The organism is Klebsiella sp. Lac1 (genome assembly GCF_009825425.1).
GTDB classification, from domain to species: Bacteria; Pseudomonadota; Gammaproteobacteria; order Enterobacterales; family Enterobacteriaceae; genus Klebsiella; species Klebsiella electrica.
Map to the genome: position 1 here is coordinate 77,956 of NZ_VJZJ01000002.1, position 13,914 is coordinate 91,869.

A 13,914-nucleotide genomic window follows, 5' to 3' on the forward strand; every position below is an offset into this window, starting at 1 on the left:
ATCGGAATTGAGGTGATAACAATGAAAATGAAGAAAAGTCTCGTTGCCCTCTGCCTGTCCGCCGGCCTGCTGGCCAGCGTACCCGCAGTCAGTTTTGCTGATGTGAATTTCGTGCCGCAGAATACCTCTGCCGCACCGACCATTCCTGCTTCCGCGTTACAGCAGCTAACCTGGACGCCGGTCGACCAATCGAAAACGCAAACCACGACGTTAGCGACGGCAGGGCAGTCGCTGAATATCCCCGGCATCGTCGGCCCTGTGGCGGCCTACAGCGTCCCGGCGAATATCGGTGAGTTGACCCTGACCCTGACCAGTGAAGTGAATAAGCAAACCAGCGTTTATGCGCCAAACGTGCTGATTCTTGACCAGAATATGACGCCATCGGCGTTCTTCCCGAGCAGTTATTTCACCTATCTGGAGCCGGGCGTGATGAGCTCGGATCGCCTGGAAGGGGTGATGCGCCTGACCCCGGCTTTAGGTCAGCAAAAAATCTATGTGCTGGTCTTTACTACCCCGCAGGATTTGCAGCAGACCACTAAATTAATCGATCCGGCGAAGGCCTACGCCAAAGGGACCGGTAATGCGGTGCCGGATATTCCGGATCCGATCGCCAGACATACCACTGAAGGCTCGTTGGGCCTGAAAGTGAAAACCTCATCAGGTTCCAGCGTGCTGGTGGGGCCGCTGTTCGGCTCCTCCGGTCCGGGGCCGGTGACCGTTGGCAATACGGCGGCGCCGGTCTATAGCGCGCCAGCCGCCGCGCCGGTTGTTGCTCCTGTTGCGGCGCCAGCGCCGGCGGCGAAGAGCGAACCGATGCTGGATGATACCGAAACTTACTTTAACAACGGCATTAAGCAGGCTGTTGCGAAAGGTGATATCGATAAAGCCCTCAAACTGATGAACGAAGCTGAGCGCCTTGGCTCGAAATCTGCTCGTTCCACCTTTATCAGCAGTGTAAAAGGCAAGGGGTGATCGTCTCCCCACAATGCTGATGTTTAGGCACAGCCTTTAGGTGCGTCCGTCTGGACGCGCCTTTTTTTATCGTGCGGCGGCGGCTGTTACATGGCTGTTACGTCGATGATCGTATCTTGACGCTTTGCCCGCCCTGATGACCTTATTCTGCGATACAATAGCAGCTACGTTATGTAACGGAGAATCAGGCATGTCACATCCTGCGCTTACGCAACTGCGTGCGCTGCGCTATTTTGCCGCTATGCCCCCGCTGGAACCCTCGCTGCGCGACTGGCTGTTGCTGGAAGACTCAATGACCAAACGCTTTGAGCAACAAGGGAAAAAGGTTAGCGTTATGCTGGTCAACGAAGATTTTGTCGGACGCGAAGCGCTGGTCGGTGAAGAAGCGTTGCTGCCAGATGAAGCGCGCTACTGGCTGCGGGAAATCATTCTCTGCGCCGATGATGAACCCTGGCTGGCCGGGCGAACTATCGTGCCGGAATCGACGCTGAGCGGTCCCGAACTGGCGCTGCAGCAGCTTGGGCAGACGCCGCTTGGCCGCTATTTGTTCACCTCGTCGACGTTAACCCGTGACTTTATTGAAATTGGGCGTTATGCAGAGCTTTGGGGGCGTCGTTCCCGCCTGCGGCTGAGCGGTAAACCGCTGCTGCTGACAGAACTGTTTCTGCCTGCATCGCCGCTGTATTAAGAGGAAGAGAAAATGGAGTGGAGTCTGACGCAGAATAAGCTGTTGGCGTTTCATCGCCTGATGCGTACTGACAAACCGATCGGCGCGCTGCTGCTGCTGTGGCCGACGCTGTGGGCGCTATGGGTCGCGACGCCGGGTGTTCCGCCGCTGTGGATTCTGGCCGTTTTTGTCGCCGGCGTCTGGCTGATGCGCGCCGCCGGCTGCGTGGTCAACGATTATGCCGACCGCAAATTTGACGGTCACGTCAAGCGCACCGCGCGTCGTCCGCTGCCGAGCGGGGAGGTGACGGAGAAAGAGGCCCGGGTGCTGTTTGTCGTGCTGGTGCTGCTCTCGTTCCTGCTGGTGCTGACCCTCAACACCATGACCATTCTGCTGTCGGTGGCGGCGCTGGCGCTGGCGTGGGTCTATCCATTCATGAAGCGCTACACCCATCTGCCGCAGGTGGTGCTGGGCGCGGCGTTTGGCTGGTCGATTCCGATGGCCTTCTCGGCGGTGAGTGAAGCGTTGCCGTTAAGCTGCTGGCTGATGTTTCTCGCCAATATTTTGTGGGCGGTGGCTTACGATACCCAGTACGCGATGGTCGACAGGGACGATGACGTTAAAATCGGGATTAAATCAACGGCGATCCTGTTCGGCGAACATGACCGTACCATTATCGGTATGTTGCAGATTGGGGTGCTGATACTATTGGCCGCCATCGGCTGGCTGAACGGGCTGCACTGGGAATATTACTGGTCGCTGTTTATCGCCGCAGGGCTGTTTTTCTGGCAGCAGAAGCTGATTTTCCGTCGCGAACGTGACGACTGCTTTAAAGCGTTTTTAAATAATAACTACGTCGGACTGGTGGTGTTTCTCGGTCTGGCGATGAGCTATCTGCAGTAGTTCCTTCCTTTCCCCCGGCGTGCGGCGCAAATGCCGGGCCGGGGGAGAGGTAAGTCCGCCTCAGCCGTTACGCTTCATCCTGCGTGACGCTTTCAATCGTCAAGCGCACATCCGACGTAATCAGATCGGCCAGCATCTGATAGACCTTCAGCGTCTCTGCCGGCTCAGCATCGCCGGTGTCGCTGATATAACCCTCATCGCGCAGCGTCAGCACTAAGGTACTGAATACCGCTTTATCGAAGAATTCCGGCGCGTTGATACCGTGCAGCACCGACAGACGCTGCGCCACCGTGCGGCTCTCTTTCTCCAGCGAACTGCGGTTGATAGACGGGTTCGCGCTCAGCAGCCAGAAGGTAATGGCATAGCGCTGGAGCGTTTCACGCGCGCCTGCGGCCAGCAGTTGCAGGGAACGGGAGTGGGACGGATTGATGCTGATGGCATCATCGTTCAGGACAATCAGTCCCTGGCGCTGCATTTCCGCCACCAGGGCGTCGAGGACGCCAGCCAGCTCGGCTTTTTCCCAGCGCAGGAACAGCTCGGCCTTCAGCAGCGGATAGAACATCTCAACGTGACGCAGCACTTCCGCGCGGGAGATACGACGATGCTGGGTAATGATCGCCGCCAGCAGTGACGGCAGCATCAGCATATGGGCGATATTGTTGCGGTAGTAGGTCATCAGTACCGCCTGCTCGCGCGGCAGAATGATGATATCGCCGATAGTGTCTTTCTCGACCTCGAACTTATTCATCTTCAGCGCGTGGTCAATCAGCTCGCTGGCGGAAGCCGCCGGCGTGGTCGCATCCGGAGAGTACGGCACGTTGCGCAGCAGATCGAGGTAGCACTCCAGCTGTTGCGTCAGCTGTTCGCGGGTCAACGAGCGCTGACGGGAGGCCAGCAGCGCGGTGCAGCACAGGTTCATGGCGTTGGCCGCGCCAGCGTTGTTGATGCGCACCATCAGATCGGAAGCAATGTTGTTGACCGTCGGCGTCAGCCAGGACGGGCGAACGGCTTCGATCGGATCGATAGACTCGCGCCACTCCGGAACATGCTGGTTCAGGTAAGTCATCAGCGGCAGCGGTTCGCCAAAGTTAACATAGCCCTGACCGAGGTTACGCAGCTTGCTCAGGCCGCGCAGCATCTGCGGCAGACTCTCTTTTTCTTTCGTCGCGCCGCGCAGCTCTTTGGCATAGGTGCCCACTTCCATCACGTGCTCGTAACCGATGTAGATAGGCACCAGCGTAATCGGACGGGTCCCGCCGCGCAGCATGGCCTGGATGGTCATCGACAGCGTGCCGGTCTTCGGATCCAGCAGACGGCCGGTACGGGAACGGCCCCCTTCAACGAAGTACTCCACGGAGTAACCCCGGCTGAATAATTCGCCGAGATATTCGCGGAACACCGTTGAGTAGAGCTTATTGCCCTTAAAGGTACGGCGAATAAAGAATGCGCCGCCGCGGCGGAAAATGGGACCTGCTGGCCAGAAGTTGAGGTTAATACCGGCGGCAATATGCGGCGGCACCAGCCCCTGGTGATACAGCACGTAGGAGAGCAGCAGGTAGTCCATATGGCTACGATGGCACGGTACGTAGACAATCTCGTGCCCTTCATGGGCCAGCTGACGTACGCGCTCGGCGTTGTGGACGTTGATCCCCTGATACAGACGGTTCCAGGTAAAACCGAGAACGCGGTCGGTCAGGCGAATCATCTCATAAGAGAAGTTGGCGGCGATCTCTTCCATCAGCGCGATGGCGTTTTGCTGCGCCTTCTCATGGGAGATTTTCTTACTGCGCGCTTCATCTTCCACCGCGCGGGCGATAGCTTTCGACGCCAGCAGCTTATTGAACAGATCCTGACGCGCCGGCAGGCGCGGGCCGACGGCGGCCAGACGCTGGCGGGCGAAGTGCATACGTGCGACGCGGGCCAGCTTCTGGGCGATAATTTTATCGGTGCCGTGTTCGGTGGCCATTCGGCGCAGAGAAACCGGCGGCGAGAAACGGACAAAGCTGTCGCGTCCCAGCCACAGCACGGCGAAGAACTTCTGGATGCCATTCAGCATGCGCAGCGGCGGGTTAACTTCGCCTTTTTCACGCCCCGGCGCACGACCAAACATCACCGACACCGGCACCATTTGCACATCCAGGTCGGGGTGGTTGCGGTGCAGATCCAGGTAGTCGTGGAACAGCTTTATCGACTCTTCTTTCGGCGCGTAGTAGGTAAAGACGCGCGGACCGCCGTGGATAAATACGTAGCGCGGCAGCAGCGCGCCGTCGATTTCCAGCGGTTCAAGCGGATCGGGTAAATCGTGCTCCAGGCACTGGGCGCGCAGGGTCAGCAGGTCCGCCTTTGAATTATAAGGCAGGACGTACATGATAGGACGTGAGGTATCCAGCCCTAATTCCTGAGCAGGTTCTGCGGGAATAGACTTGCTTTTTACCAGCACCCGTAATGGTAAATTCAGTAATTTATAGTAAATTCGTTGCCAGCCGGACATAAACGATGTGAAGCCTCTGGTTAATCATGCAAATGCGCGGCAAGAATAACAGAAAGTGCGCAAAATTTCCGTTGCCACGCGGCAAACGCGTACACTCATTGACGTCATTTACATAAAAGGTTCTTTTAATGGCCAATAATACCACTGGGTTAACCCGAATCATTAAAGCGGCAGGTTATTCCTGGAAAGGGTTCCGTGCGGCATGGATAAATGAGGCCGCATTTCGGCAAGAAGGCGTCGCCGCCATTGTTGCCGTGGCGATCGCCTGCTGGCTGGACGTGGACGCCGTCACGCGTGTGCTGCTGATAGGCTCGGTCCTGATAGTGATGATAGTCGAAATTCTTAATAGCGCGATTGAGGCGGTGGTGGACCGTATTGGCCCGGAACATCATGAGCTGTCCGGTCGGGCGAAAGATATGGGCTCCGCGGCGGTGCTGCTGGCCATCGTGATCGCGCTTACCACCTGGTGCCTCTTACTATGGGCCCGCTACCACTAAGCGGCCATTTTGCGAGATGTCCCGCTTCGCTATGTCTTCCCGGCGAGCGGGCGACCCCGATAGGCTTTTGCCCGGACGGCGGCAAGCCCCCGTGGCGCAGTGAGCTATCGGGGACACAAAATGGAAAGAATCTCCTGATTTTTGTGTGAAATTTGATTCCAAAATCACCGTTAGCTGTATATACTCACAGCATAACTGTATATACACCCAGGGGGCGGGATGAAAGCGTTAACGACCAGGCAGCAAGAGGTGTTTGATCTCATTCGGGATCACATCAGCCAGACGGGCATGCCGCCGACGCGTGCGGAAATTGCTCAGCGCTTGGGGTTCCGTTCTCCAAACGCGGCGGAAGAACACCTGAAAGCGCTGGCGCGTAAGGGCGCGATCGAGATTATCTCCGGCGCCTCCCGGGGGATTCGCCTGCTGACGGAAGAAGAACCTGGCCTGCCGTTGATTGGCCGCGTGGCGGCCGGTGAGCCGCTGCTGGCCCAGCAGCATATCGAAGGCCACTTCCAGGTCGATCCGGCGATGTTCAAGCCGAACGCTGACTTTTTGCTGCGGGTTAGCGGCATGTCAATGAAAGATATCGGGATTCTCGATGGCGATCTGCTGGCGGTCCATAAAACTCAGGATGTACGCAACGGTCAGGTTGTCGTGGCGCGCATTGACGAAGAGGTGACCGTTAAGCGTCTTAAAAAACAGGGCAACATCGTCGAACTCCTGCCAGAAAACAGCGAATTTTCCCCTATCGTGGTGAATCTACGCGAGCAAAACTTCACTATCGAAGGGCTGGCCGTTGGCGTGATTCGCAACGGTGAGTGGCTGTAACTCTTTCCCCACGCAGCATCGTCTGATGCATGATGCTGCGCTGTCTCCTTCCGCTCAGGCGCTTTCTCATGTTCTTTAACGCCGCTGATAAGGCCCTGTGGCGCCTGGCGCTACCCATGATTTTCTCCAATATCACCGTTCCGCTGCTGGGACTGGTGGATACTGCCGTGATTGGCCATCTCGACAGCCCGGTTTACCTCGGCGGTGTCGCGGTCGGCGCGACGGCCACCAGCTTTCTCTTCATGCTGCTGCTTTTCCTGCGGATGAGCACCACCGGGCTGACGGCGCAGGCCTTTGGCGCAAAAGATCCTCTGCGCCTGGCGCGGGCGCTGGTGCAGCCGCTGGGGCTGGCAACAGGCGCCGGTCTGCTGATTGTGCTTTTCCGTACCCCGCTTATCGATCTGGCGTTGCATATTGTTGGCGGCAATGACGCGGTGCTGGAGCAGGCGCGGCGCTTTCTCGACATCCGCTGGCTGAGCGCGCCGGCATCGCTGGCAAACCTGGTGCTGCTCGGTTGGCTGTTGGGCGTGCAGTATGCCCGGGCGCCGGTGATTTTGCTGATCGTCGGCAATCTGCTGAATATCGTACTCGACCTGTGGCTGGTGATGGGCCTGCAGATGAACGTGCAGGGCGCTGCGCTGGCGACGGTGAGCGCCGAATATGTCACCTTGATCATCGGGCTGCTGATGGCAAGGCGCGTGCTGGCGCTGCGCGGCGTGTCATTTGCCCTGCTCCGGCACGCGTGGCGCGGCGACCTGCGCCGCTTGCTGGCGCTCAATCGCGACATCATGCTGCGCTCTTTGCTGCTCCAGCTCTGCTTTGGCGCGGTGACCGTCTTCGGCGCTCGCCTTGGCGGTGAGGTAGTCGCCGTCAACGCGCTCCTGATGACTATGCTGACCTTCACCGCCTATGCCCTGGATGGTTTCGCTTATGCCGTGGAAGCGCACTCCGGACAGGCGTACGGCGCGCGTGACGGTAGCCAGTTGCTTGATGTCTGGCGGGCGGCCTGCCGTCAGTCGGGAATGGTGGCGCTGGCATTTGCGGCGACCTATGCCGTGGCGGGACAGCAGATTATCGCCCTGTTGACCTCGCTGCCCTCGCTTCAGCTGCTTGCCGATCGCTACCTGATCTGGCAGATCGTGCTGCCGGTGATTGGCGTGTGGTGTTATTTGCTGGATGGCATGTTCATCGGCGCGACGCGCGGGGCTGAGATGCGCAACAGCATGGCGGTGGCGGCGGCGGGGTTCGCCCTGACGCTGTTGACGCTGCCGGTCCTCGGCAACCATGCGCTATGGCTGGCACTGGCGGTGTTCCTCGCGTTGCGCGGTCTGTCGCTGGCGGTCATCTGGCGGCGACACTGGCAGCGCGGCACCTGGTTTTCGTAGCGATTTTTGATGTGTAATTGGTTAAAGATTCCGAATAATAAATTCAACTCAGAATTCTTATCTATAGTTAATACTATGTCCGGCACACAGCGGGCTGTTAACTCACCGAACGATGAGGATTGAATTATGAACAAAGACGAAATCGGCGGTAACTGGAAACAGTTGAAAGGTAAAGCAAAAGAAAAATGGGGCAAGCTGACTGATGACGATATGACCGTCATTGAGGGCAAGCGTGACCAGCTGGTCGGGAAAATCCAGGAACGCTATGGGTACGCCAAAGAGCAGGCGGAGAAAGAAGTGGCTGACTGGGAGCGAAAAAACGATCGCCGCGGGTAGCGGCGAGTGTTAACGATTAACCCTTGGTTATTGCCTGCCCGATGGTACATGGAGGTACCGGCAACCCGGATTTCCGCTGCGGCAATAGCCTCAGCGGGCTTTCTTTTTAATCTGAATCGTATGGTCGTGATGGCAGTGTCCCGGAGTGCTACAGGCTTCGACCTCGACACAATCCGCACACAGGCCGTGCGCCTCAATCACATTATGGCGTAGCGCAAAACCCATTCTCGCCGCCAGCGTATGCATAATGTCTTCAACGCCTTCGGCACACTCTTCTTTGACCACGCCGCAGCGATCGCAGATAAACATGGCTGAGCTATGGGTCGGCTGATCGAAAAGATGGCACAGCACGTAGCTGTTGGTCGATTCCACCTTGTGCACGAACCCCTGTTCCAGCAAAAACTCCAGCGCCCGGTAGACCGTCGGCGGTTTCGCCTGCGGCTCTTTCTCACGCAGCAGGTCGAGCAGGTCATAGGCGCTAATCGCCCCTTGCTGAAGGCTCATCAAACGCAACACTTCCAGGCGCTGCGGAGTCAGGCGCACGCCGCGCTGTGCGCAGAGCTTTTCAGCGTGCGCTAACATTTCTTGCGAAGTGGTCTTATTCATGAGCATCCTCTGGTTGCGTGAGTCTTAAGTTGTTACTTTATCACGATCCAGGCAAAACGCCGAGAACCGGCAGCTTGTGCTATACCTGATGCATCTCATTTTCGGGAGAAAACGATGAAACGACCTGATTGCATTCGACATTGGCGCGAACTGGAAGGTCCAGATGATGCCACTTATCCCAATAACCCGGAGCGTTTTTCCATCGGCGCGCCGCTGGCGCGGGGGTTAAGGCTCAACCGGCTGGGTATTCATCACGAACGTTTGCCCCCGGGCCGTCGAACCTCTTATCCCCATGCTGAGAGTGATGAAGAAGAGTTTATCTATGTGCTGGATGGCTATCCTGAAGTCTGGATTAACGGCTACCTGTGGAAGCTTGAGCCGGGCGACAGCGTCGGTTTTCCGGCCGGAACCGGGGTATGTCATACCTTTTTGAATAATACCGACCAGGAAGTTCGCTTGTTAGTGGTGGGGGAGTCAAACAAAAAATTTAACCGCATCTACTATCCGCTGAACCCGGAATATGCCGCCGTGCGTCAGGATCGCTGGGTCGATCATCCGCCGCAATTTTTCGGCCCGCACGACGGCAAACCGCGCCGACGCTAGCTCGTCAAGCAGAGGCAGCGCAGCCGTCGCGGTGCGCTGCCTCTGTGATTTATCTTTGTGCTATAGTAGCGCCCCTTTTTATCCGGATGCCTGTTTATTCGCCATGATGCCAGAACCAACATCTCACGCTTTTGCCGCCCATCGTTTTTCCATCGCGCCGATGCTCGACTGGACAGACCGGCACTGTCGCTATTTCCTGCGCCTGCTGTCGCGCCATACGCTGCTGTATACCGAAATGGTGACGACCGGGGCGATTATTCATGGCAAAGGCGATTATCTGGCCTATAGCGAAGAAGAGCATCCGCTGGCCCTGCAGCTGGGGGGCAGCGATCCGGCGGCGCTCGCGCAGTGCGCGAAACTGGCGGAGGCGCGCGGCTACGATGAGATCAACCTCAACGTCGGCTGTCCGTCCGACCGGGTGCAAAACGGGATGTTCGGCGCCTGCCTGATGGGCAATGCGCAGCTGGTCGCGGACTGCATCAAAGCGATGCGCGACGTGGTCTCTATCCCGGTCACGGTAAAAACCCGTATCGGCATCGATGATCAGGACAGCTATGAATTCCTGTGTGATTTCATCAATACCGTCTCCGGAAACGGAGAGTGCGAGATGTTTATCATCCACGCCCGTAAAGCCTGGCTCTCCGGCTTGAGCCCAAAAGAAAACCGTGAAATTCCACCGCTGGATTATCCGCGCGTTTATCAGCTGAAACGCGACTTCCCGCACCTGACGATGGCGATCAACGGCGGAATTAAGTCACTGGAAGAGGCGAAGTTGCATCTTGAGCATATGGATGGCGTGATGGTGGGGCGCGAGGCCTATCAGAACCCGGGGATCCTGACGTCGGTCGACCGGGAGATCTTTGCGATGGATAGTGCCGACAGCGACCCGATCGCCGTGGTGCGGGCGATGTATCCGTATATCGAGCGTGAGCTGAGCAACGGCACCTATCTGGGCCATATCACGCGCCATATGCTGGGCCTGTTCCAGGGCATCCCGGGCGCGCGGCAGTGGCGCCGCTACCTGAGTGAAAATGCGCACAAGGCCGGGGCGGATATCAACGTGCTGGAACATGCGCTGCAGCTGGTTGCCGATAAGCGTTAATCTTGCGCTAAAATTTAGTCAAATACGCCAGGCCCTGATCTCATCGTCAGGGCGTTTTTGTTTAAATTCAATATATTAAGTTTGGCACGTTTCTTGTAATACCCGGAGAGTCATTCGGTTATTTCTTTGGGGAGAAGACGATGCTGGAACTCTTATTTGTCATTGGATTTTTTGTCATGTTGCTGGTCACCGGCGTGTCGATTCTGGGGATTCTTGCCGCGATTGTCGTGGCGACGGTGCTGATGTTCGTTGGCGGGCTGTTTGCGATGATGATTAAACTGCTGCCGTGGCTGCTATTAGCCATTGCGGTCGTGTGGGTGATTCGGTCGATAAATACGCCAAAAGCGACAGACTACCGCAGCAACAACCGCTGGCGTTATTAAGGGAGTGAGCGGTCGGTCACAACCTGAAGAATTTTGCATAGAACAGCGTAGGTTTTGCTTATTAAATCTGTCACTATTAGCGCGTTAACCAATTCATCGCGCTGTACCCTACATACAGCCGAACTAAAAAAAGTCAGGGCTTCCGTATGGAAGCCCTAAACTTTTCTCCCCCTCCCGTCATACTTCAGACTACAGGTGCGTTGGCTGTGTTAACTCACCCCGGTCACTTACTGGAGTAAGCTCCCGGGGATTCGTTATCTTGCCGCCTTCCTGTAGCCCGAATTACTTAGGGAGGGCTTCTCGTCATACTTCAGACTACAGGTGCGTTGGCTGTGTTAACTCACCCCGGTCACTTACTGGAGTAAGCTCCCGGGGATTCGTTATCTTGCCGCCTTCCTGTAGCCTGAATTATTTAGGGAGGGCTTCTCGTCATACTTCAGACTACAGGTGCGTTGGCCAGGTTAACCTTGCCTCGATTCACCCGTTACGGCAGCAGCAGGCTTGAGCCTTCAGTGGCGCGGCTTTCCAGCACTTCATGTGCGCGTCGGGCATCGGTGAGGGCATATTTCTGGCTGTCCGCCACGTCAACGTTAATCGCGCCGCTGGCAATCAACGAAAACAGTTCGCTGCTGGCTTCCGCCAGCTCTTGACGGTTGGTGATATAGCCTTGCAGCGAAGGGCGGGTGACATACAGCGACCCTTTCTGATTGAGGATCCCCAGATTGACGCCGGTTACCGGGCCGGAAGAGTTACCGAAGCTGACCATCAGCCCCCGGCGCTGCAGGCAATCGAGCGACGCTTCCCAGGTGTCTTTGCCCACGGAATCGTAGACCACGTGGACTTTTTTCCCTTCGGTTATCTCTTTTAAGCGTTCAACGATATTTTCTTCGCGATAGTTGATCACCTGCCAGGCGCCGGCCTGCTTTGCCCGCTGCGCTTTTTGCGCGCTGCCGACGGTACCAATCAGTTTAGCGCCCAGCGCCTTCGCCCACTGGCAGGCGATCAGCCCGACGCCGCCGGCCGCCGCATGGAACAGAAACGCTTCGCCGGGCTTGATTTCGTAGGTTTTTCGCAGCAGGTAATAGACCGTCAGCCCTTTCAGGAACGATGCGGCCGCCTGTTCAAAGGAGATAGCGTCCGGCAAAAGAGCGGCCTTATCGGCAACCACATTATGTACCGAGCTGTAGGCGCCCAGCGCTGACTGGGCGTAGACGACGCGGTCGCCTGCTTTAATGTGCTGCACGCTGCGCCCGACTTTCGTCACCACGCCGGCGGCTTCGGTACCCAGGCCGCTTGGCAGAGACGGCGGCGGGTAGAGGCCGCTGCGGATGTAGGTATCGATATAGTTAATACCGATGGCCTTATTTTCTACCTGGATCTCGTTTTCTTGCGGATCCGCAGGGGTAAATTCTACGGCTTTGAGCACATCCGGCCCACCGTGTTGTTCAAATTCTATTCGTATTGCCATAGCTCTCTCCAGTTTCATTTGGGTGGGTCAAAACAGAGACCTGTGCTAATATTTCGACCCCATCTCTATCCCGGTATCTGTATTCAATATGGCAGGAAATAAACCCTTCAACAAACCGCAGACTGAACCCCGTGAGCGCGATCCGCAGGTCGCCGGGTTAAAAGTCCCGCCGCACTCGATTGAAGCGGAACAGTCGGTGTTGGGCGGTTTAATGCTGGACAACGAACGCTGGGACGACGTCGCCGAGCGCGTTGTGGCGGAAGATTTTTATACCCGCCCACACCGCCATATCTTTGTTGAAATGGCGCGTCTGCAGGAGACCGGTAGCCCGATCGACCTGATCACGCTGGCGGAATCGCTGGAGCGTCAGGGACAGCTGGACAGCGTTGGCGGATTCGCGTATCTGGCGGAACTGTCAAAAAATACGCCAAGTGCGGCGAACATCAGCGCCTATGCGGATATCGTCCGTGAACGTGCCGTTGTTCGTGAGATGATCTCGGTGGCCAATGAAATCGCCGAGGCGGGTTTCGACCCCCAGGGCCGTACCAGCGAAGACCTGCTCGACCTGGCCGAATCCCGGGTGTTCAAGATTGCCGAAAGCCGCGCCAACAAAGATGAAGGCCCGAAGAATATCGCCGACGTCCTCGATGCGACCGTTGCGCGTATCGAGCAACTGTTCCAGCAGCCGCATGACGGCGTCACCGGGGTCAATACCGGCTATGACGATCTGAACAAAAAGACCGCCGGCCTGCAGCCGTCGGATCTGATTATTGTCGCCGCGCGTCCATCGATGGGTAAGACAACATTTGCGATGAACCTCGTTGAAAATGCGGCGATGTTACAAGACAAGCCGGTACTTATCTTCAGTCTTGAGATGCCATCAGAACAGATTATGATGCGTTCCCTGGCATCGCTGTCACGGGTCGATCAGACCCGTATTCGTACCGGCCAACTGGACGATGAAGACTGGGCGCGTATCTCCGGTACCATGGGGATCCTGCTGGAAAAACGCAATATCTACATCGATGACTCCTCCGGCCTGACGCCGACGGAAGTTCGCTCCCGCGCGCGGCGTATCGCTCGTGAACACGGCGGCATCGGCCTGATTATGATCGACTACCTGCAGTTGATGCGCGTACCGTCGCTTTCCGATAATCGTACGTTGGAAATTGCGGAAATTTCCCGTTCGTTAAAAGCGTTGGCGAAAGAGCTGCAGGTACCGGTGGTGGCGCTGTCGCAGCTTAACCGCTCGCTGGAACAACGTGCCGATAAACGCCCGGTGAACTCCGACTTGCGTGAATCTGGCTCCATTGAACAGGATGCCGACTTAATCATGTTTATCTATCGTGATGAGGTCTATCACGAGAATAGCGATTTAAAAGGCATCGCGGAAATTATTATTGGTAAACAGCGTAACGGGCCTATCGGGACGGTACGTCTGACCTTTAACGGGCAGTGGTCGCGCTTTGATAATTATGCGGGACCACAGTACGACGACGAATAAATCGCCGTCATTCTTCGCGCCGCAGGGGCGTTGACTGCGCCTGCTCGCTCCGGTCGCTTAGGGGACTAAGTTCGCGGGACTCTCAGGTTTGTCGCGTGACCCGGACTGCGTCCTCGTCCCTTCGGGGCCAGCGCAGGCGCTGTTCAAAAACGCCAGCGCGTTTTTGTCC

Annotated in this window: 14 protein-coding genes; 11 read left to right on the forward strand and 3 right to left on the reverse strand. The window is 57.0% G+C overall.

What is annotated here, in order from left to right:
* Window positions 1-21: 21 nt before the first annotated feature.
* The 3 genes from malM to ubiA all read left to right on the forward strand — a co-directional run bounded on the left by malM (window position 22) and on the right by ubiA (window position 2,542).
* Window positions 22-972 carry a maltose operon protein MalM gene (gene malM, locus FNY10_RS15775; protein ID WP_131049853.1) on the forward strand — a complete coding sequence of 317 codons (951 nt, stop codon included), beginning with the start codon at window positions 22-24 and terminating at the stop codon, window positions 970-972.
* 190 nt (window positions 973-1,162) lie between these two features.
* A complete protein-coding gene (gene ubiC, locus FNY10_RS15780; protein ID WP_100685298.1) occupies window positions 1,163-1,660 on the forward strand; it encodes a chorismate lyase in 498 nt (165 codons plus the stop codon).
* A 12-nt stretch (window positions 1,661-1,672) separates the two neighbouring features.
* Window positions 1,673-2,542: a 4-hydroxybenzoate octaprenyltransferase gene (ubiA, locus tag FNY10_RS15785; RefSeq protein WP_131049854.1), complete on the forward strand. Its 870-nt coding sequence runs from the start codon at window positions 1,673-1,675 to the stop codon at window positions 2,540-2,542.
* Window positions 2,543-2,609: 67 nt separating this feature from the next.
* Here the strand turns inward: ubiA and plsB are convergent, their stop codons facing one another.
* Window positions 2,610-5,033, reverse strand: a complete 2,424-nt coding sequence (gene plsB, locus FNY10_RS15790; protein ID WP_100685300.1) for a glycerol-3-phosphate 1-O-acyltransferase PlsB — start codon at window positions 5,031-5,033, stop codon at window positions 2,610-2,612.
* A 128-nt stretch (window positions 5,034-5,161) separates the two neighbouring features.
* On the opposite strand from plsB, the gene FNY10_RS15795 reads away from it, so the two are divergent.
* The 4 genes from FNY10_RS15795 to FNY10_RS15810 all read left to right on the forward strand — a co-directional run bounded on the left by FNY10_RS15795 (window position 5,162) and on the right by FNY10_RS15810 (window position 8,079).
* On the forward strand, window positions 5,162-5,530 hold the full coding sequence (locus tag FNY10_RS15795; RefSeq protein ID WP_160702543.1) for a diacylglycerol kinase: 369 nt from the start codon (window positions 5,162-5,164) through the stop codon (window positions 5,528-5,530).
* A 219-nt stretch (window positions 5,531-5,749) separates the two neighbouring features.
* Entirely contained in the window at window positions 5,750-6,358 is a 609-nt protein-coding gene (gene lexA / locus FNY10_RS15800) for a transcriptional repressor LexA (RefSeq protein WP_004856448.1), read from the forward strand.
* Between the two features lie 68 nt (window positions 6,359-6,426).
* Window positions 6,427-7,743: an MATE family efflux transporter DinF gene (dinF, locus tag FNY10_RS15805; protein ID WP_141965618.1), complete on the forward strand. Its 1,317-nt coding sequence runs from the start codon at window positions 6,427-6,429 to the stop codon at window positions 7,741-7,743.
* Window positions 7,744-7,869: 126 nt separating this feature from the next.
* Entirely contained in the window at window positions 7,870-8,079 is a 210-nt protein-coding gene (locus FNY10_RS15810) for a CsbD family protein (protein WP_100685303.1), read from the forward strand.
* A 90-nt stretch (window positions 8,080-8,169) separates the two neighbouring features.
* Here the strand turns inward: FNY10_RS15810 and zur are convergent, their stop codons facing one another.
* The gene (zur, locus tag FNY10_RS15815) at window positions 8,170-8,685 is read right to left on the reverse strand and encodes a zinc uptake transcriptional repressor Zur (protein ID WP_100685304.1); all 516 of its coding nucleotides are present in this window, start codon (window positions 8,683-8,685) and stop codon (window positions 8,170-8,172) included.
* 114 nt (window positions 8,686-8,799) lie between these two features.
* On the opposite strand from zur, the gene FNY10_RS15820 reads away from it, so the two are divergent.
* The 3 genes from FNY10_RS15820 to pspG all read left to right on the forward strand — a co-directional run bounded on the left by FNY10_RS15820 (window position 8,800) and on the right by pspG (window position 10,773).
* Entirely contained in the window at window positions 8,800-9,288 is a 489-nt protein-coding gene (locus tag FNY10_RS15820) for a cupin domain-containing protein (RefSeq protein WP_100685305.1), read from the forward strand.
* Between the two features lie 103 nt (window positions 9,289-9,391).
* On the forward strand, window positions 9,392-10,390 hold the full coding sequence (dusA, locus tag FNY10_RS15825; protein ID WP_131049858.1) for a tRNA dihydrouridine(20/20a) synthase DusA: 999 nt from the start codon (window positions 9,392-9,394) through the stop codon (window positions 10,388-10,390).
* Between the two features lie 140 nt (window positions 10,391-10,530).
* The gene (gene pspG, locus FNY10_RS15830) at window positions 10,531-10,773 is read left to right on the forward strand and encodes an envelope stress response protein PspG (protein ID WP_100685307.1); all 243 of its coding nucleotides are present in this window, start codon (window positions 10,531-10,533) and stop codon (window positions 10,771-10,773) included.
* Between the two features lie 484 nt (window positions 10,774-11,257).
* Here pspG and FNY10_RS15835 read toward each other — a convergent pair whose 3' ends face one another.
* Window positions 11,258-12,241 (reverse strand): quinone oxidoreductase, encoded by a 984-nt coding sequence (locus FNY10_RS15835; RefSeq protein ID WP_141965614.1) that lies wholly within the window; start codon window positions 12,239-12,241, stop codon window positions 11,258-11,260.
* 88 nt (window positions 12,242-12,329) lie between these two features.
* On the opposite strand from FNY10_RS15835, the gene dnaB reads away from it, so the two are divergent.
* On the forward strand, window positions 12,330-13,745 hold the full coding sequence (dnaB, locus tag FNY10_RS15840; protein ID WP_004856470.1) for a replicative DNA helicase: 1,416 nt from the start codon (window positions 12,330-12,332) through the stop codon (window positions 13,743-13,745).
* Window positions 13,746-13,914: the final 169 nt, after the last annotated feature.